A 19,320-nucleotide genomic window follows, 5' to 3' on the forward strand; every position below is an offset into this window, starting at 1 on the left:
CCCCCGCCGCGAGCGAGCCGCCCGCCCGGCCCCGGCGCACCCCGGCCCGCCCCACCCCGCAGGAGCCGTCCCACACCCGGGACATCGCCGTCGTGGGCGCGGCCGTCCGGCTGCCCTCGGCCCGCGGCCTCGCCGAGTTCACGGCCCTCCTCGACGAGGGCCGGGACACCGTCCGCGGTCTGCCGCAAGAACGCGGCGGCCAGGGCGGAGGAGCCGGCCCCTACGCCTCGTTCCTCGACCGCGTGGACGAGTTCGACCCCGCCCCCTTCCGCATCTCCCCCCGCGAGGCCCCGCTGATCGACCCGCAGGCCCGGATCGTCTACGAGACGGTCTGGGAGGCGCTGGAGGACGGCGGCCGGACCGGACGGCGCGCCGAGGACAGCACCACCGGCCTGTGGATCGCCTACAGCCACGACCACTACCACGAGGAGCGCGTCCGCCACGGCGCCCACGAGGGGCGCGGCCTCGGCCTGGAGGCGATGATCGCCAACCGGCTGTCCTACCTGATGGACTGGCACGGACCCAGCGCCCTCGTCAACACCCTCTGCTCCTCCTCGCTGGTGGCACTGCACACCGCCGTCCAGCACCTGCGGTCCGGGGACATCGACACCGCCGTGATCGGCGCCGTGCACGCCGCCCTGAGCCCCGAGTACTTCCGCTCCATGGGCGACCTCATGGCCCTCTCGCCCCGCCACCGGTGCCGGGCCTTCGACGACACGGCCGACGGCTTCGTGCCCGGCGAGGGAGCCGTCGCCGTGGTGCTGCGGCGGTACACCGACGCCGAACGGGACGGCGACCGGGTCCGCGGCCTGGTCAAGGGCGCCGCCGTCAACCACGGTGGCCGGACGACCCGCTACTCCGCGCCGAGCCCCAAGGCACAACGGGACGTCGTCGCCGCGGCCCTGAACGACGCCGCCGTTCCGCCCGAGACCATCGACCTGGTCGAGGCCCACGGCACGGGCACCCGCCTCGGCGACCCCATCGAGATCGACGGACTGACCCGGGCCTGGCGCGCGCACACCGACCGCTCCCAGTTCTGCGCGATCGGCTCACTGAAGTCCAACATCGGCCACCTCGAACCGGCGGCCGGCCTCGCGGGCCTCGTCAAGATCCTCCTGGCGATGGAGAGCGAACGCCTCCCCGCCACCCTGCACGTGACCCGCCCCAACGACCACATCCGCTTCGAGGGCACCCCCTTCCACCTCGCCGACCGCGCCCGGCCCTGGCCGCGCGGCGAGCGCCCCCGCCGCGCCGCCCTCAGCGCCTTCGGCATGGGCGGCGTCAACGCCCACGTGATCGTCGAGGAACCACCCCGGGCCCCGGACCGTCACCCCCTCGCCCAGGACAGCCACCTCCTCCAGGCCGGCGCCGCCGACGAGCAGACCCTGCGCACCCTGGCCGGTGCCTACGCCGACCAGCTCGCCCGCACCCCCGCCGAGGAGATCGGCGACTTCACCCGCACCGCCAACACCGCCCGCGCGACCCACCGCCACCGCGTCGTCGTCCACGGCACCACCGGCGCCGAACTCGCCGAACGGCTCGCGGCCGTCGCCGCCGGCACCACGCCCACCGTCCGGCACACCGACCGCACCACCACCGCGTTCCTCTTCACCGGCCAGGGCTCGCAGTACGCCGGCATGGGCCGCGGCCTGCTCGCCACCGAACCGCACTTCCGCGACGCGCTCCACGAGTGCGCCGACCTCCTCGCCCCGCACACCGACGTCCCGCTGCTCGACCTCCTCCACGGCGACGCCCGGCACCTCCTGGACCAGACCCGGTACGCGCAGATCGGCATCGTCAGCGTCCAGGTCGCCCTCGTGCGGTACCTGGCGGCAGCCGGCGTACGGCCCGACGCGGTGGCCGGACACAGCCTCGGCGAACTCACCGCGGCCTGGACCGCCGGCGTCCTCACCCTGCCCGACCTGCTGCGGCTCACCGCCGAACGCGGCCGGCTCATGCAGGCCGCCCCCGCCACCGGCGCCATGGCCGCCGCCCACACCGACGCCCGCACCCTGGCGGACACCCTGGAGGCGTACCCCGGCATCGAGATCGCCGCCTACAACGCGCCGCGCCTCCAGACTGTCACCGGGCCCGCCGAAGCCCTCGAACGGCTACGGGCGCACGCCGCCTTCACCGTCCGGCCGCTGACGGTCAGCCACGCCTTCCACTCGGCTCTCATGGACGGCGCCGTCGGTCCGTTCCGGGAGGCCGTGGCCAAAACCCCCCTGGCACCCCCCACGCTCCCCTTCGCCAGCACCCTCACCGGGAGCTGGCACACCCCCGCGACCGCCACCGATCCCGCCCATTGGGCCCGCGCCGTCCGCGAGCCGGTCCGCTTCGCCGAGGCCGTCACCACGCTCCACGGCACCGGCCCGCACACCGTGTGGGAGATCGGGCCGCACCCGCACCTGATCCCGCTCGCCAGGGCCACGCTCGCCGGATCCGGCGCCACCGGCGCCGGCCCGGCCTGGATCGCCACCCTCCGCCGCGACCACGCCGACCAGGTCCAACTCCACGCCGCCCTCGCCGCCCACCACGACCACACCGGCGCCGACCTCGACTGGGCCGCCCTGCACGACGGCAAGGACCAGCGCGTGACCACCCTGCCCACCTATCCGTTCCACCGACGGCGCTTCTGGCTCCCGGCCGAGGACCGGGACCACGCCACCACCAGCACATCCGACGACACGAGAAGGCCCGAGCACCATGGCTAGCGAGTACGGACTGAAGCGACACTTCAACGGCGAGGCCGCCCGCCTCATCGGCGGGAAGATCCGCGCCCTCCACCCCGAGTTCGACGTCGAGGCGTACGCCGGAGAGGTCGAGCAGCGCATCCCCGGCAAGGAACTCAAGGACCGCGTCCTGGTCCTGGCCGAGGGACTGCGTACCCGGCTGCCCGGCGGCTACCCGGACGCCCTGCCCCTCCTCCTCGGCACCCTGGGCGACGAACTGGCCGAGGGCGAGGGCATGTTCAACACCAGCTGGTACCTGATGCCGGTCGCCAGGTTCGTCGAGGAGTACGGCCTCGACCACCCGGAGCTGTCCCTCGACGCCATCGAGGCGATCACCCGCTGCCACACCGGCGAGTACGCGATCCGGCCCTACATCGAGCAGCACCACCCCCGGACGATGAAGCGCGTCGCCGAGTGGGCGCTCAGCCCCAGCCACAACGTGCGCCGCCTGGCGAGCGAGGGCGTCCGCCCCCGCCTGCCCTGGGCCCGCACCCTGGACATCTTCGTCCAGGACCCGGCCCCCGTCCTGGCGATCCTCGAACCGCTGCGCAGCGACCCCTCGGAGTACGTCCGCAAGTCCGTCGCCAACAACCTCAACGACATCGCCAAGGACCACCCGGAGACCGCCCTCGCCACCGCCCTGCGCTGGCTGGAGGAGAGCCCCACCCCCGAGACCGAATGGACCGTCAAACACGGCCTGCGCACCCTGGTCAAGAAGGGCAACCAGCAGGCCCTGGCACTGCTGGGCGCCACCGGGGGAGAGCACGTCCAGGTGGACCGGCTGTCCCTCACCCCGCAGGCGGTCACCGTCGGCGACACCGTCGTCATCGACGTGGACCTCGCCAACACCGACGACCGCCCCCACAGCGTCACCGTCGACTACGTCGTCCACCACGTACGCAAGAACGGCCGCAGCATCCCCAAGGTGTTCAAGCTGACGACACTCGAACTCGCCGCCGGGGAACGCCGCAGCCTGCGCAAGTCCCACCCCCTCAGGGAGGTACAGACCCGCAAGTACTACCCCGGCGAGCACGCCGTCGACATCCAGGTCAACGGCCTGGTCAAGGCCACCGAGAGATTCGGGCTGCGCACATGAGCGGCGCCCGGGTCCACCTCACCGCCGCCGATCCGCTGGTCGCCGACCACCGGATCGGCGGCACCCCGGTCGTCGCGGCCGCGGCGCAGATCGACCTCCTGCTCCGCGCCTGCGACGCCGCCCGGCCGGACCGGGTCCGCACACTGGAGCACGTCGCCTTCCGGGCGCCGCTGCGGGTGACCGGACCCGGGACCGTACTGGACGTCACCACCGACGACGGGCGGTGCGCACTGCGCTGCGACGGCACCGAGTACGCCACCGCCCGCCACCGTGACGCCCCCCTGCCGCCGCCCCGCTACCTCGACGTGGCCGGACTGGGCGCGGGGTGCGCGGAACCGGTGCCGCTCGCCGGGCTGGACGCCTGGCGGCGGGCCAGCGGCATCACCTACGGCCCCGCCTACCGGGCGATACGTTCCGCGCGCCGGGGGCCCGGCCGGATACTGGCCGTGGTGCGCGCCGGCGACGACACCACCTGCGCGCCGGCGTTCGTGCCGCCGCCGCTGCTCGACAGCGTCTTCCAGGCACTCGGCCTGCTCGACGCCGGAGCCGCCGGGGCCTGCCTGCCCTGGTACGTCGGCCGGATCACCGCCCGCCGCCGCATCACGGGAACGGTGCTCGCCCTCGTCGAGCGGGAGGCGGGCGAGGAGCCCGCGAACGGGGCCGTACGCGGCCGGGCCACCGTCTGCAACCAGCAGGGAGAAGTCCTCCTCGAACTCGACCGCATCACCCTGAAGTCCGCCGCGCCGCCCGCCCCCGACCCGCTGCCCTCGCCCACCACCCACCTCATCGAGACGGTCGGCTGGCGCCGGAGCGAGACGGCCGGCCCGCCACCGGACGGCGAGGGCGCCGTCCTGCTCGTCGCCGCCGACGACCGGACCCCCGCCGGGCTCCGGCCCGACATCCGCCTGACGCCCGGCGAACTGACGCCGGAACGACTCGACGAGGCCCTCGCCCCACACACCCTCCACGAGGTGGTCTACGTCGCCCCCGAGGGCCTGTCCGGTGCCGGGCCCGCGACCGAGGCGCTCCAACGGGTCTTCGCCCTCGTACGGCACCTGGCGGCCCGCCCGCCGATGCCCCGGCTGCTGATCGTCACCACCGGCGCCCACCAGGTCAGCGGCGACGAGGCACCCGACCCCTTCATGACCGCCCTGTGGGGCCTGGGCCGCACCCTGCGCGTGGAGCACCCCCGCACCACCGTGCGCCTCGCCGACCTGGAACCCGGCACCACCGCCCCGCTCCCGGCCATCCCGTACGGGCAGGACGAACTCGCCCTGCGGGACGGCACCTGGCACACCCCCACCACGGAACCCCAGCAGCCCCTCCCGGCCACCCCGCCCCGCCTGAGCGGCGGCCGCTTCCTGATCACCGGCGGCATGGGCGCCATCGGCCTGCGGGTCGCCGAACTCCTCGCCGACGAGGGCTGCGCCCACCTGACCCTGGTCGGCCGGACCGTCCCCGACGAAGGCGAGCGACGCCACCGGCTCGACCGGCTCGGAACCCGCTGCGCCCTCGACATCGTCGCCGCCGACGTACGCGACCTGCCCGCTCTCCTCGCCGACGCCCCGCGCTTCGACGGCGTCTTCCACACCGCCGGGGTGCTCCGCGACGGCCTGGCCCGCGGCCTGACACCGCAGCGGATCGCCGAGGTGCTCGGCCCCAAGGCCGGCGGCGCGCACGCGCTCGCCGAACTGACCGCCGCCCACGAACCGCCCGGCTTCGTCGCCCTCTTCTCCTCCGTCGCCGCGGTACGCGCCAACCTCGGCCAGAGCGCCTACGCCGCCGCCAACGCCTACCTGGACGGCTTCGCCGCCCGCCAGCGCGCCGCCGGCCGCCCCTGGTACAGCCTCGGCTGGGGGCTGTGGACGGTCGGCATGGGCGAGGACGTCGCCCCCCGGGCCGCCACCCACGGCGTGCCCGCCCTCACCCCGGACGACGGCGCCGCCCTGCTGCGTACCGTCCTCGGCCGCCCGCCCGCCCACTACGTCCTGTCCGCCACCGCGCAAGCGAAGGGTGAACCCATGACCGCCGCCGTCGAACCGGAAACCGGGCTCTGGCCCCACCTGGCCGCCGCACTGCGGAAAATTCTCCACGTCACCGAGGTCTCCCCGGACGACGACCTGCTGGAGATGGGCCTCGACTCGATGATGGCGGTCGAACTCGCCGCCGCTCTCTCCGGCAGCGGCCTCGACGTCGACCCGATGGTCTTCTTCGAGCACAGCCGCGTCAGCCTCCTCCTCGCCAGCCTGGAGAAACTGCCCCGCAGCGGCCAGGAGCCCGAAGCCACCGCACCCGCACCCGCTCCCGCCGTGAATCCCGTCGTCCCCGCACCCCCGCCGCCCGCCCCGGAACCCCACCGGCCGGCCCCCGCACCCGCCGGCACTTTCGTCCCCGACTGGGACCGCTACCGCACCCCGGCCCCCGGCCCCGCCAGGCCCGCTCCCGCCGCCCCCGCCGGCCGAGCGCCGCGCCCGCCCCGGCCTGCCGACGACCGGGCCGCCGCCCGCGTCCCCCGCCGGACGCTGCCCGGCCGGCTCCGCAACGCCTCCGGCGGCAGCTTCCTCGACCGGCGCATCGACGCGCTCTCCGAGGAGGACCGCCTGATCGTCGCCCGGGACGAGTACTTCTACGAGCCCGTCATCGAGCAGGCCGAGGGCGCGCGCATCAAGTTCGACGGCCGCTGGTTCCTCAACTTCGCCTCGTACAGCTACCTCGGCCTGATCGGGCACGACTACATCGACCAGCGGGCCCTGGACGCCGTGGAACGGCACGGCACCGGCGCCCACGGCGTACGGCTGCTCGCCGGCACCCTCCACCTCCACCGGGAACTGGAACTGGCCCTCGCCCGGTTCCTCGGGGCGGAGGACGCCATCGTCTACTCCAGCGGGTACATGGCCAACGTGGCCACCGTGGGCGCCCTCGTCGGCCCCGGCGACGTCATCATCGGCGACGTCTACAACCACGCCAGCATCCTCGACGGGTACCGGCTCTCCGGCGCCGACGCCATCACCTACGCGCACAACGACCTCGCCGACCTGGAACGGGCCCTGAAGAAGGCCGGGGACGCCGGCCGGCTGGTGGTGACCGACGCCGTCTTCAGCATGGACGGCGACGTCGCCGACCTGCCGGGCATCGTCGACCTCTGCGAGCGCTACGACGCCCCGCTCATGGTCGACGAGGCGCACAGCCTCGGCGTCCTCGGCGACACCGGGCGCGGCATCACCGAGCACTTCGGCCTCGACCCGGACCGCGTCGACGTCAAGATGGGCACGCTCTCCAAGACCGTGCCCAGCGCGGGCGGTTACGTCGCCGGCTCCCGCGACCTGATCTTCGCCCTGAAGAACAACGCGCGGGGCTGGATGTTCTCGGCCGCCGCCACCCCCGCCCAGATCGCCGCGGCCAAGGCGGCGATCGAGGTGATCGAGGCCGCTCCCGAACGCGTCCGCGAACTGCGGGCCAGAACCACGCGGTACCGCGAGCGGCTGCGCGCCCTCGGCTTCGACACGCTGACCGGCGAAACCCCGGTGGTCCCGGTCATCTGCGGCAGCGCCGAGCAGGCGGGCGCCATGGCCCGGCTCTGCCAGCTCGACGGGCTGTTCGTGCAGCCCATCGTCTACCCGGCCGTGCCGCGGACCCTGCCCCGCCTGCGCACCATCGTCAACCTCGACCACTCCGAGGCCGACCTCGACACGGCGGTCGACGTGCTGGAGAAGGCCGGCCGCGCCTGCGGCCTTCTTCCCTGACCAAGCGACACCAGACTCTCCTCAGGACACGGAACACAGGATTCAGGACACCCAGGGGGTAGGACATGACCGACATCGATGCCGCGGCGTTCTTCGCCGCAGTGCTGAAGACCATCGCCTCGACCCGCAACAACGGCGCCGGCCCCGAGGAGCACACGCAGGGCGTGGTGGAGCCGGCCGGCCGCATCCGCGCCGTCGAGCAGGAGGCCGCCGACCGGCGCCTCACCACCGGCGAGGCCGGAGAGGTCCTGGACCTCCTGGAGACCACCTTCCGGACCAAGCGCACCCCCGACGAGGAGCGGGAGTACTACCTCCAGTACATCGAGAAGGTCTCCGGGGTCAGCCGCGCCTCGCTGGGAGTGTCCGCCCCGTGAACGCCCCCCGCGCCGCCTGGTACAGCCACGAGCTGTGCCACTGGCACGATCCCGGGGCCGGATCGGGCTACCTGCCCGTCGGCCCCGGCATCGAGCCGCTGCGGCAGTTCGCCGTCGATCCCGACCTGCGGCGCGCCGAGGGCCTGGTCCGGGCCTCCGGGGTGATGGACCACTTCACGGCCGTGACCCCGCTGCCCGCCACCGACGAGGAGCTCCTGCGGGTGCACGTGCCCGAGCACCTCGAACGCGTCGAGGCGGCCTCCGCGGCGGGCGCCGGCGACGCGGGCGTGTACGCCCACGTCAACTACCACAGCGCGCACGCCGCACGGCTGGCCGCCGGCGCGTGCGCGCAGGCCGCCATCGCCGTCGTGGAGGGGCGCTTCGAGCGGGCGTACTGCCTGGTGCGACCACCCGGCCACCACGCCGAACCGGACCGCGCCATGGCCCTCTGCCTCTACAACAACCTGGCGGTCGCCGCCCGCACCGCCCAGCGCCACGGCGTGCGCCGGGTGCTGGTCCTGGACTGGGACGTCCACCACGGCAACGGCCTCCAGCGGGTCTTCTACGACGACCCGGACGTGCTGTACATCTCCCTCCACCAGGACGGGCTCTTCCCGGCCGCCTCCGGCCGCGTGCTGGAGACCGGCACCGGGAAGGGCACCGGCCGCACCCTCAACGTGCCGCTGCCGGCCGGCAGCGGACACGGGGCGTACATCGCCGCGCTCGACCAGGTCGTCGAACCCGCGGCCCGCGCCTTCCGGCCCGAACTGATCCTGGTCGCGGCCGGCGTCGACGCCGGCGCCCACGACCCGATGGGCCGGATGATGTGCACCAGCCGCACCTTCCACGCCCTGTCCTCGGCCCTGTGCCGCCTGGCGGACGAGCTGGCGGGCGGCAGGATCGTCTTCGCCCACGAGGGCGGCTACTCGGCCTGGTACCAGCCGACGCTGGTGCTCGCGACGGCCGCCGCCATCGCGGGGCTCCCCGCTCCGCACGACCCGTTCCTGCACGCGCTGGAGCACCTGCCCGGCCAGCGCCTGCAACCCCACCAGAGCCGGGTCCTCACCCACCTGCGCGACCACCACCCGCTCCTTACCGGCCAGGGAACCCCCGTCGGTGCGGCACCCGGAGGGGCCGATGGATGACTGGTGGCTGAGAGCGGGCGCCGGGGCGGGCGCGACCGGCGAGCGGGCCCGGCGCCGCGTGGTCGCCCTCCCGCACGCCGGAGGCTGGCCCTCCGCGTTCCGCAGCTGGTGGCAGGTGCTGCCGCCCGACGCCGAACTGCTCGTCGCCCAGTTACCGGGCCGCGGGGCGCGCCTGGGCGAGACGCCCCTCACCTCCGTCGAGCCGCTCGTCGAGGCACTCAGCCGCGAACTCGCGGAACGCGACCCGCTGCCCTACACGGTGGTCGGCCACAGCTTCGGCAGCGTCCTCGGCTACGAACTGACCCGCGCCATGGAACAGAAGGGCCTCGCCCCCGACCTGCTCGCCGTCTCCGCCCGCCAGCCGCCCTGCTTCCCGAGCCTGCCGCCCTTCGCCCACCTCCGCAGTGACGCCCAGTTGCTGGAGCACCTGACGGAGATCGGCGGGATGGCCCCGCAGCTCATGACCCGGCCGGAGCTTGTCCAGCCCGCCCTGCGCGCCATCCGCGCCGACCTGGAGGCGATGGAGCGCCACCAGCGGCCCCTCACCGGGACCGGCGTGCCGATCCTCGCCCTCGGCGCCGTCGACGATCCGGTCGTCGTCGCCGAGCGCCTTCACCTGTGGTCCCTGGAGACGACCGGTGGCTTCCACCGGTCCCTGTACACCGGCGGCCACTTCTACCTGTACGCCCACGCCAACGCGGCGGCCATCGCCCGCCGCCTGTTGGCCGACCGCCCCGGCCCGACGGCCGGACACCCTGCCCCACCGACGCCGGGCCGCCCGGTCCCCGTACCGGACGGCGTCCCGGCGCCATCTCCCCGAAAGGAAACACCTTGAGCACCATCGCCGACATCCCCGCCAAGGCAGGGCCGAAGGAGTGGCTGGGGCTGGCCGTGCTGGCGCTGCCCACGCTGCTGCTGTCGATCGACGTGAGCGTGTTGCACCTGGCCGTGCCCCACATCAGCGAGGCGCTGAACCCCTCGGCCTCCCAGATGCTGTGGATCATCGACATCTACGGCTTCCTGATCGCCGGGTTCCTGGTCACGATGGGCACCCTCGGTGACCGCATCGGCCGCCGCAAGCTGCTGCTGATCGGCGCCGCCGCCTTCGGCCTCGCCTCCGTCGCCGCCGCCTACGCCGACGACCCGGCGCTGCTGATCGCGGCCCGCGCCCTGCTGGGCGTCGCCGGTGCCACGCTGATGCCCTCCACGCTGGCCCTGATCAGCAACATGTTCGCCGACGCGCGCCAGCGCGGCATGGCCATCGCCATCTGGGTCACCATGTTCTCGGTCGGCATCGCGCTCGGCCCGGTGGTCGGCGGGGCCATGCTGGAGTACTTCTGGTGGGGCTCGGTCTTCCTGCTCGGCGTGCCGATCATGGGGCTCCTGCTGGTGGCGGGCCCCGTCCTGCTGCCCGAGTACCGCGACGAGAACGCCGGCCGCCTCGACCTGACCAGCGCTCTGCTCTCCCTCGTCGCCATCCTGCCGGTGATCTACGGACTCAAGGAACTGGCCAAGGACGGCCTGGCCGTGCTGCCGCCGCTGGCCCTCGTCGCCGGTGCGGCCCTCGCGGTGGTCTTCGTCCGCCGGCAGCGCACCCTGGACAGCCCGCTGATGGACTTCCGCCTCTTCCGCAACCCGACCTTCCGCACCGCCCTCGTGACCCTGCTGCTCAGCATGCTGGTGGCGGGCGGGACCTACCTGCTGGTGACCCAGTACCTGCAACTGGTCGGCGGGCTCTCCCCGATGACGGCGGGGCTGTACCTGCTGCCGGCGGCCTTCGCGCTGATCGTCACCTCCGTGATCTCCCCGATCGCCGCGAGCAGGTTCCGCCCCGCCCACGTGGTGGCGGCGGGCCTGGTGGTCTCCGCCCTCGGCCACGTCATGCTGGCCACGGCCGACAGCACGTCGGGAATAGCCCAGGTGGTGACCGGCTTCGCCTTCGTCTACGGCGGCGGCGGACCGCTGGTCGCCCTCGGCACCGACATCGTGGTCGGGTCCGCCCCGCCCGAGCAGGCCGGGTCGGCCTCGGCGGTCTCGGAGACCAGTACGGAGCTGGGCATGGCCCTCGGCGTGGCCACCCTGGGCAGCCTCGGCGCGGCCGTGTACCGCGCGGGCGTCGAGCTTCCCCCGGGTGTGGGGGACGGCGCGGGCGACACCCTCGCCGGCGCGCTCGACGCGGCGAAGAGCCTGCCCGCCGAGGTGGCGTCGGCGCTCGCCGACTCCGGCCGCGCCGCCTTCACCGACGGCATGAACGCCGTCGGCGCCGTCGGGACCCTGCTCGCCCTGGGCTCCGCCGTCATGGTGGCCATGGTGATCAAGAGCCCGCCCACCGGCGCCGGCGAGGAGCCCGCCACCGGGGACGAGCCGCTGGTCAAGGCCGCGGAGTAGCCGTCCCCCCGAGAACGGAGCCGGGGCTCCCTTCGTCCCCCACGCGCGGTGGGGGAGAGGGGAGCCCCGGCGGGATGGCGCGGTCTCAGGAGGGATCCTGGTACGCGTCGGCGTACTCCGCGGACGGCTCGATCGGCGAGATGACGTCGACCAGTACGCCGTCCGGGGCCGCCACGATGAAGTGCCGCTGCCCGAAGTCCTCACTCCGGAGCGGCAGCTGGGGACGCAGGCCGGCGCCGTCGACGAGCCGCGCGTACTCCGCGTCGACGTCGGCCACCTCGAAGTTGAGCAGCACCCCCTGGACGGGCTGCCGGAACCCCTCGGGCACCGACGGGTGTCCCGCGTCGACCAGTGCCAGTTCCTGGTGGGGCGGCTCGGTCCGCCTGAGGCTCACGTACCACTCGTTCTCGAAGGTCGTCTCGAAGCCGAACAGGTTCTTGTAGAACGCGGCCGACTCACTCAGCTTCCGCGTACAGAGCACCGGATAGAAGCTGGTCAGGGCAGAGGGGGCCATCTCGCTCACCGTTCCGTGGAGGGGCGGGGTCCGGCTGTCGGCGACGCCCGCTGGGTTCTTCATGGCAACGAGAGGAGCGCCGGGGCGTTACGTCCCGCAACTCGGTCGGCCGTCACCCGGACCATGTTGACATACCGGCGGTACGTCATTAACTTCGGCAGGCATACCGTCGGTACGTGAGTTGAGGACGGCGCCCATGCTGGCCAGCTTCTGTCCCGTGATCCGCACATCCCGCATCGAGGAGTCCCGCGCCTTCTACACCGGCCTGTTCGGCTTCAAGGTCACTTACGAGACACCGTGGTACGTGGATCTGGCCCGCCCCGCCCTGCCGCCCCGCGAACTCAGCCTGATCGACCTCGGCCACCCGGCCGTGCCCGAGGCCCAGCGATTACCCGTACGGGCCGTACGCATCGTCCTGGAGTCGGAAGCCGGGGAGGCCGAACTCCAGCACGCCCTGAGCCGCGCCGGATTCGACGCGCGGCGCGTGTTCCGGCCCCCGGGCCGGGCGCCCGGAGCCCTCACCCTCATGGACCCCAGCGGTGTGCGGGTCCATGTCGTCGCACCCGCCTGACCACCGGTCCGCTCGGCGACCACGGATGCCCCAGGGGAGACGTGCCATGCCCGCAAGAATCGATCCCGACACGGCGGCCGCGGTGATGCGCGCGGCCGGACTCGAACCCATGGAGCCCTACCCCGGGGCGAACGTGGCCTGGAACTGCCGCTGCCTCAAGGGCGCCCACGGGGTGGCGCCCACCTTCACCTCGGTCCGCACCGGCACGAGTTCGGGATGCCGGCACTGCGGCAGGACCGCCGCGGGGGAGCGGCGCCGCGCCGCGGGCCAGGCCCGAGCCGAGGCCGACATGAGAGCGGCGGGCTTCGAGCCCCTCGACCCCTACCCCGGCGCCCGGATGCGATGGCGCTGCCTGCACACCGCCTGCGGCCGTGTGGTGCACCCCCGGCTCTTCCAGATCCGTACCGGCGGCGGAGGCTGCCTGGCCTGCGCGGGCCGGGCGCCTGTCGAGCCCACGGCCGCCGAGGCGGAGATGCGCGCCATCGGGATGGAACCGCTCGAACCCTTCCCCGGCCGCGTCCGCGACCCCTGGAGCTGCCGCTGCACCCGGTGCGGCCATGTCGGCACACCGACCCTCAACAACATCCGCCGCGGCCAGGGAGGTTGCTACCCGTGCGCCCACCGCGGCCGGTGACCGCACCGCTCACGGCACGCGCAGGGCCTCCAGCAGGCGGGTGAGTGCCGCCGTCGCGTCGGCCAGATCGGCCGGGTCGGACGAGGCGGCCAGCCACAGCGCCGCCTCGTTCATCGCGCCCGACAGCAGATGGGTGAGCGGCTCGACGGGCTGGGCGGGGATCGTGCCTTCCTCGATCAGGACGGCGAGCACCTCCGCGAGATGCCGGCCCGAGGTGGCCTCGTTCATCTCCCGCCACTCGGCCCAGCCGAGAACCGCGGGACCGTCGATGAGCATGATCCGCTGGATCGCCGGATCGGTGGAGGCGCCGAGGAACGCCTCGCACCCCACGAGCAGTTGCTCCCAGGACGACTCCCGCGCGTCCGCCGTGGCGGCGATCCGCTCCGCCACCTCCTGCTGCGCCTGCTCCAGCACCACCCGGAACAGCTCCGCCTTGCTGCTGAAGTGGTGGTACAGCGCCCCCTTGGTCACCCCCGCCGCCGCGACGATCTCGGACAGCCCTACGGCCCCGTACCCCAGAGTTGAGAACAGCCGCCTGCTCTCCCGCACCAGCGCCTGCCGCGTCAGCTCCCGTTGCTGCGCCCGGACTCCCTGCGGCATCCGACTGCCCTCCCGTCCTAGACATACTGAAGGTACGCCAACACGGTACCCCCGCGACAGGGCCGCGCCCGGGGCGGGAGCGGAGGACACACTTCCGCAGGTCATCGCCGCCTGCGCCCCCGCAGTGCCGGACCTTCTCCCGCCCGCCGAAGGAGCCCCACTCCAAGACGTGACGACGCGTCCACGTCCTGAGCCTGCCGAGGCGCCCTCGTCCACGGGACTGGGCCCGCCCGGCAGGCAGCCGCCCTCCGAGCCGAAGAGCGCTGCACTTCTGACTGGCGCATCAGTCAGCATCTCAATGCGCCCCATTACCAGCGCCTATACCCTCCACAAGTGTTGAGTTTTCCGCAACATGCTTCTACGGTCTTGCCCGTGGAAACCGACGAAGGCCCCGCCAGCCCATCGACAGCCGGCACCGCCGCCCGCGTCCGCGCGGTCATCGCTGACGCAGGCGTCAGCCAGCGCGAGTTCGCGCGCCGTGTCGTCATGGACCCGTCCAAACTTTCGCGTGCGCTGAGCGGCACCCGCCGCTTCACCGTCGCCGAGCTGGCACGGATCGCGGACGAAGGCCGGGTCGACGCCGACTGGCTGCTCGGCACCCGGCCCCGCGAAAGAGAAACGGCGTCCGCCGTCCCCGTCGAGGGCGGGCGCCCGCTGCAGATCGTCCGCGAGACGGTCCGGCTGATCGCGGAGCACGGATTCCACGCGGTCCGCGTCGCCGACATCGCCCGTGCCTGCGCCACCAGCAGCGCCGCGATCCACTACCACTTCCCGGGCCGCGCCGAACTCCTGGAGGCGGCCGTGCGCTGGTGCATGGACGAGGACACCGCACGCCGTGCCGCTCACCTCGCCGAGGCGGACGACGCGGCGGCGGAGCTGCGCCAACTCATCGCGCTGCAGACACCGCGCACCGCACAGCAGCGCCGCCAGTGGGCGGTGTGGCTGGACCTGTGGGCCGAGGCCGCGCGCTCCACGGCGGTCGGCCGACTGCACTCCGAGTACTACCGCCAGTGGCGGGAGACCGTCACCGACGTCCTGCGCCGGGGCGCCGGTCAAGGAGTCTTCCGCGCCGGGATCGACCCGCACGCGGCGGCACTGACGCTGACCGCCCTGATCGACGGCCTCGCCACCCACGTCCTCTCCGTGAGCGGGCCGGAGTCCGCCACGGCCGCGGACGCGATGCACCGGACACTGACCACCCACATCACCCACACGATCCTGGCTCCGTAGCCCAGAAACCACGGACGCCCCGCCCCTGCCCCACCGCGCCGCGGAGGCAAGAACCCGGGAGGCACCCACATGCCCATGACCGAGAACGTCATCATCACCTGCGCCCTCACAGGCGCCGGCGACACCGTCCGCAAGAGCCCCCACGTCCCCGTCACCCCGGAGCAGATAGCAAGGAACGCCGTCGAGGCGGCCGCCGCCGGGGCAGCCGTCGTCCACATCCACGTACGCGACCCGGAGACCGGCGATCCCTCCCGCGACCCCAAGCTGTACCGGGAAGTCGTCGAGCGCATCAAGGAGACCGGCACCGACGTCGTCATCAACCTCACCGCGGGGATGGGCGGCGACCTGGTCATCGACCCCGACGACCCGCTCACCCACCTCCCCGGCACCGACCTCGTCGGCGGCCTGGAACGCCTGCCGCACGTCGAGGACCTGCTCCCCGACATCTGCACACTGGACTGCGGCTCGCTCAACTTCGGCGACGGCTCCAACCTCTACGTCTCGACGCCCGACATGCTGCGCGCGGGCGCACGGCGCATCCAGGAACTGGGCGTACGACCCGAGCTGGAGATCTTCGACACGGGCCAGCTCTGGTTCGCCAAGCAACTGCTCGCGGAGGGCCTGCTCGACGCCCCGACCGTCTTCCAGCTGTGCATGGGCGTCCCGTGGGGCGCCCCGGCCGACCCCGGGGTGCTCCAGTCGATGGTCAACATGCTCCCGGACGGCGCACGTTGGGCGAGCTTCGCGCTCGGTCGGATGCAGATGCCGTGGGTCGCCCAGTCGATCCTGCTCGGCGGCCACGTCCGCGTGGGCCTGGAGGACAACCTGTACCTCGGCAAGGGCAACAAGGCGACCAACGCTCAGCTCGTCGAGCGTGCCGTGACCCTCACCGAATCGATCGGCGCACGCGTCGCGACACCGGACGAGGCCCGCACCACGCTCGGCCTCAAGAAGCGCAAGTAGTCCGCCGCGACGACGAAGGGGCCCCTCATGACCTCACCCGAGAAGACCTCACCCGACCCCACCTCTCCGAAGGTGACGCTTACGGAGACCACCCCTCCGGAGAACGTCCGCCGCGTCGCCTGCGTCGGCGCCGGAGTCATCGGCGGCGGCTGGGTCGCCCACTTCCTGGCACGCGGCTACGACGTCACCGCCTGGGACCCCGCGCCCGACGCCGCGCAGAAGCTGCGACGCCTCGTCGACGCGGCGTGGCCGGCACTCACCTCGCTCGGCCTCGCCGAGGGCGCGTCACCCGACCGGCTCACCGTGACCGAAACCCTCGAACAGGCCGTGGCCGACGCCGAGTTCGTCCAGGAGAGCGCACCCGAGAAGCTCGACCTCAAGCGCGATCTGCTGACCCGCCTGGACACGGCGACGCCGCCCGGCGTTGTCATAGCCTCCTCCACCTCCGGCTACCCGATGACCGACATGCAGACCACGGCCGCGGACCCGTCACGCCTGGTCGTCGGCCACCCCTTCAACCCGCCCTACCTCATCCCGCTCGTCGAGGTCGTCGGCGGCGAACACACGGACCCGGCGGCGGTCGCCTGGGCCACCCGCTTCTACCAGACCGCGGGCAAGTCCGTCATCACGATGAACAACGAAGTCCCCGGCTTCATCGCCAACCGCCTCCAGGAGGCCCTGTGGCGGGAAGCACTCCACATGGTCGCCAACGGTGAGGCGACAGTCCGGGACATCGACCTGTCCATCACCGAAGGGCCCGGGCTGCGCTGGGCGGTGATGGGACCGATGCTGACCTTCGCCCTCGCCGGCGGTGAGGGCGGCATGGCACACATGCTGGACCACTTCGGTCCGTCCCTGAAGTCACCGTGGACACGCCTCGAAGCACCCGAACTGGACAAGGAGTTGTACGACGCCGTGGTGGCAGGCTGCGACGAGGCGGCGGACGGCCGCTCCATCGCGGATCTGGTCGCGGAACGGGACAAGGGCGTCATCGATGTCCTGCGTGTCACTGGCCGCCTGGGCCGCGAGGGGGAAGCCCGATGACGAAGCTCCCTCTGTTCCGCAGCACGGTCCGCCCGGAGTGGATCGACTACAACGGTCACATGAGCGAGGCCTACTACTCCCTCGTTTTCGGCCACGCCACGGACGCACTGATGGCCGAGACCGGCCTGGGCCCCGCCTACCGCGAATCCACACGCTGCTCCCTCTACACGGTCGAGTCCCACATCCGCTTCCTCCAGGACGTTCCCGAAGCCGCTCACCTGACCATCCGCACCCGCGTGCTGGGGGTGGCAGCACGCAAGACTCACTTCACCCACGAGATGTACGTAGTCAGCGCCTTGGGGGCGGAGCCGACACCGGACGCGCTCCCGGTGGCGACGACGGAACTGCTCGCGGTCCACGTCGACCAGCAGGCGGGCAGGGCCGCCGCTTTCCCGGACACGGTCCGGCACCGGTTCACAGAGCTGACCGAACCGCCTCCGGCCTGGGCGGGCCGCTCCATCGCCGCCGTGGCCTGACACGCCCGGGCCCTCGTATCGCCCCCGTGCCGTGCGCCTTCCTCTGCGAGGAGGGGGCCCGGTGGTGGGGGATCCCGGGTTGGTCCCTTTCGGCTGTCAAGACCGACTGTCAGTGCTGGATGAGACGGTAGGGGCACCGAGTCGGAATCAAGGGGGAGTTCTCATGTCCGGGAATCAGAATTTCATCAATCACGTGGCTCTTGTACTGGATGCGAGTTCGTCGATGTCTCGCCTGAGTGGCAAGGTGATTGAGGTGGCTGATCAGCAGATCGCCTATCTGGCCCGCCGTTCTCGGGAGCTGGATCAGGAGACTCGTGTCACGGTGTACGTGTTCGCGAACAAGGTGGAGTGCGTCATTTACGACAAGGACGTTCTGCGGATGCCGTCGCTGAAGCAGCTCTACCGGGTCGGTGGCATGACGGCACTGCTCGCGGCCACTCTCACCTCGCAGCGGGAGCTCGCCCAGACCGCGCAGCTCTACGGTGACCACAGCTTTCTGACGTTCGTGCTGACCGATGGCCAGGAGAACGCCAGCCACCGCTGTCCCGGTGCCCCTTCCCAGAAGCCGAAGGAACTGGTCGCAGCGGTCGCGCAGATGATCGAGACGCAGCAGGACAACTGGACACTGGCCGTCCTCGTGCCGGACCAGATGGGCAAGCGCGAGGCCATGCAGTACGGATTCCCGAAGGACAACATCGCCATCTGGGACGCGACCAGCACGCAGGGTCTGCAAGAAGCGGGTCAGGTCATCCAGGAGGCCACGGAAAAGTTCATGGTGGGCCGCACCCAGGGCATCCGGGGTTCGCGAGCAGTGTTCTCCATGAGCGCGGAAGTAATCAACAAGGACACCATCAAGGCCGCCGGCCTGACTCCGCTGAACCCGTCGGATTACCACCTGATCCCCGTGACACGCGACGCCGCCATCCGCGACTGGATCGTCTCGTCCGGTCACACCTACCGCACCGGCGGCGCTTTCTACCAGCTGAGCAAATCGGAGAAGATCCAGCCGCGAAAGCAGATAGCCGTCCTGGAAAAGAAGACGGACCGCATCTACACGGGCCCGCAGGCCCGCACACTCCTCGGCCTGCCCGACATCGAGGTCCGAATCAAGCCGGACCACAACGACGATTTCACCATCTTCGTACAAAGCACCAGCGTGAACCGCAAACTCGCCCCTAACACAAGGGTCCTCTTCATGCCCTGACCCCGATTCGGGGCTCACTGGCTGTGGCTGTGCTCAGGTCGGCTCGGCAGTTCGGTGTGGACGGGCGGACGGTGTCTTCACCCCTTGTCCTCGCCTTCGGTGCCGTAGCTTGGGCCGTCTCTTCTGGATCACCATGAGGGTTGCGGCGAGGCGGAGTGCGGCCAGGTGAATGGTGGCCAGGGCGCATCCCTGCTCGACCTTGTTGATGCATGGCTCGACGGTGTGCGTTGCTTGCAGGTCGCGCGGTCCGCGACGAGGTGGATCTTGCCGAGAGCGCTCACCACTCGTATCCATGATGCGTATTTCGCATGCTTGGGGTTAGGGTGTGTCCATGGTGATGAGTACTGAGGAGTGTTTGCGTCTGACGGTGGCTGCTCTGATGCAACTGACTGGGGAGCGGCAGCCTGATGTGGCTATGGCTATTGGTCTGACGCAGCCGCAGCTTAGTCGTCGTCAGTCGGGTAAGGCGTCATGGACTTTGAGTGACTGTGACCGGCTTGCCGCGCACTGGGGTATGTCCACCCTTGATCTCTTGTCCGGTCCTACCCACGCTGCCGGTTGTCTGCCCGCGACCCGCCGTTCCACCACGACCGGTACCCAGACCAC

General features: G+C 72.2%; 17 protein-coding genes. 15 read left to right on the forward strand and 2 right to left on the reverse strand.

Annotated elements, in window-relative coordinates:
• From IF45_RS0129955 to IF45_RS0129985, 7 genes are all read left to right on the forward strand, one after another.
• The coding region (locus IF45_RS0129955; protein WP_030310689.1) for a type I polyketide synthase at positions 1-2,714 on the forward strand (2,714 nt) is incomplete at its 5' end.
• Positions 2,707-3,828, forward strand: a complete 1,122-nt coding sequence (locus IF45_RS0129960; RefSeq protein WP_030310691.1) for a DNA alkylation repair protein — start codon at positions 2,707-2,709, stop codon at positions 3,826-3,828. The genes IF45_RS0129955 and IF45_RS0129960, both read left to right, overlap by 8 nt.
• A complete protein-coding gene (locus tag IF45_RS0129965) occupies positions 3,825-7,571 on the forward strand; it encodes an aminotransferase class I/II-fold pyridoxal phosphate-dependent enzyme (RefSeq protein ID WP_030310693.1) in 3,747 nt (1,248 codons plus the stop codon). Before IF45_RS0129960 ends, IF45_RS0129965 begins: the two co-directional genes overlap by 4 nt.
• Positions 7,572-7,636: 65 nt before the next feature.
• Positions 7,637-7,945, forward strand: coding sequence for a hypothetical protein (locus IF45_RS0129970; protein ID WP_003946458.1), 309 nt, complete (start codon positions 7,637-7,639; stop codon positions 7,943-7,945).
• On the forward strand, positions 7,942-9,090 hold the full coding sequence (locus IF45_RS0129975; protein ID WP_030310695.1) for an arginase family protein: 1,149 nt from the start codon (positions 7,942-7,944) through the stop codon (positions 9,088-9,090). Before IF45_RS0129970 ends, IF45_RS0129975 begins: the two co-directional genes overlap by 4 nt.
• Entirely contained in the window at positions 9,083-9,925 is an 843-nt protein-coding gene (locus tag IF45_RS0129980) for a thioesterase II family protein (RefSeq protein WP_218441789.1), read from the forward strand. The genes IF45_RS0129975 and IF45_RS0129980 overlap by 8 nt, the downstream gene beginning before the upstream one ends.
• Positions 9,922-11,478 (forward strand): MFS transporter, encoded by a 1,557-nt coding sequence (locus tag IF45_RS0129985; protein WP_030310699.1) that lies wholly within the window; start codon positions 9,922-9,924, stop codon positions 11,476-11,478. The genes IF45_RS0129980 and IF45_RS0129985 overlap by 4 nt, the downstream gene beginning before the upstream one ends.
• 85 nt (positions 11,479-11,563) lie before the next feature.
• On the opposite strand, the gene IF45_RS0129990 is transcribed toward IF45_RS0129985, so the two are convergent.
• Positions 11,564-11,992 carry a VOC family protein gene (locus tag IF45_RS0129990; RefSeq protein WP_003946454.1) on the reverse strand — a complete coding sequence of 143 codons (429 nt, stop codon included), beginning with the start codon at positions 11,990-11,992 and terminating at the stop codon, positions 11,564-11,566.
• Between the two features lie 217 nt (positions 11,993-12,209).
• On the opposite strand from IF45_RS0129990, the gene IF45_RS0129995 reads away from it, so the two are divergent.
• Together IF45_RS0129995 and IF45_RS0130000 are read left to right on the forward strand one after the other, a co-directional pair.
• Positions 12,210-12,563 (forward strand): VOC family protein, encoded by a 354-nt coding sequence (locus IF45_RS0129995; RefSeq protein ID WP_226660338.1) that lies wholly within the window; start codon positions 12,210-12,212, stop codon positions 12,561-12,563.
• A 46-nt stretch (positions 12,564-12,609) separates the two neighbouring features.
• On the forward strand, positions 12,610-13,197 hold the full coding sequence (locus tag IF45_RS0130000; RefSeq protein WP_008414039.1) for a hypothetical protein: 588 nt from the start codon (positions 12,610-12,612) through the stop codon (positions 13,195-13,197).
• A 9-nt stretch (positions 13,198-13,206) separates the two neighbouring features.
• On the opposite strand, the gene IF45_RS0130005 is transcribed toward IF45_RS0130000, so the two are convergent.
• Entirely contained in the window at positions 13,207-13,797 is a 591-nt protein-coding gene (locus IF45_RS0130005; RefSeq protein WP_008414041.1) for a TetR/AcrR family transcriptional regulator, read from the reverse strand.
• 372 nt (positions 13,798-14,169) lie between these two features.
• On the opposite strand from IF45_RS0130005, the gene IF45_RS0130010 reads away from it, so the two are divergent.
• From IF45_RS0130010 to IF45_RS32750, 6 genes are all read left to right on the forward strand, one after another.
• Entirely contained in the window at positions 14,170-15,027 is an 858-nt protein-coding gene (locus tag IF45_RS0130010) for a TetR/AcrR family transcriptional regulator (protein WP_030310700.1), read from the forward strand.
• Between the two features lie 69 nt (positions 15,028-15,096).
• Positions 15,097-15,990 carry a beta-keto acid cleavage family enzyme gene (locus IF45_RS0130015; protein WP_003946448.1) on the forward strand — a complete coding sequence of 298 codons (894 nt, stop codon included), beginning with the start codon at positions 15,097-15,099 and terminating at the stop codon, positions 15,988-15,990.
• A gap of 27 nt (positions 15,991-16,017) precedes the next feature.
• Positions 16,018-17,034: a 3-hydroxyacyl-CoA dehydrogenase NAD-binding domain-containing protein gene (locus IF45_RS0130020; protein ID WP_023420875.1), complete on the forward strand. Its 1,017-nt coding sequence runs from the start codon at positions 16,018-16,020 to the stop codon at positions 17,032-17,034.
• Positions 17,031-17,510: a thioesterase family protein gene (locus tag IF45_RS0130025; protein ID WP_003946446.1), complete on the forward strand. Its 480-nt coding sequence runs from the start codon at positions 17,031-17,033 to the stop codon at positions 17,508-17,510. The genes IF45_RS0130020 and IF45_RS0130025 overlap by 4 nt, the downstream gene beginning before the upstream one ends.
• A 163-nt stretch (positions 17,511-17,673) precedes the next feature.
• A complete protein-coding gene (locus IF45_RS0130030) occupies positions 17,674-18,714 on the forward strand; it encodes a vWA domain-containing protein (RefSeq protein ID WP_030310703.1) in 1,041 nt (346 codons plus the stop codon).
• Positions 18,715-19,045: 331 nt separating this feature from the next.
• The coding region (locus IF45_RS32750) for an acyltransferase (protein WP_078842954.1) at positions 19,046-19,320 on the forward strand (275 nt) is incomplete at its 3' end.

It is taken from the genome of Streptomyces albidoflavus (assembly GCF_000719955.1).
GTDB lineage: Bacteria > Actinomycetota > Actinomycetes > Streptomycetales > Streptomycetaceae > Streptomyces > Streptomyces albidoflavus.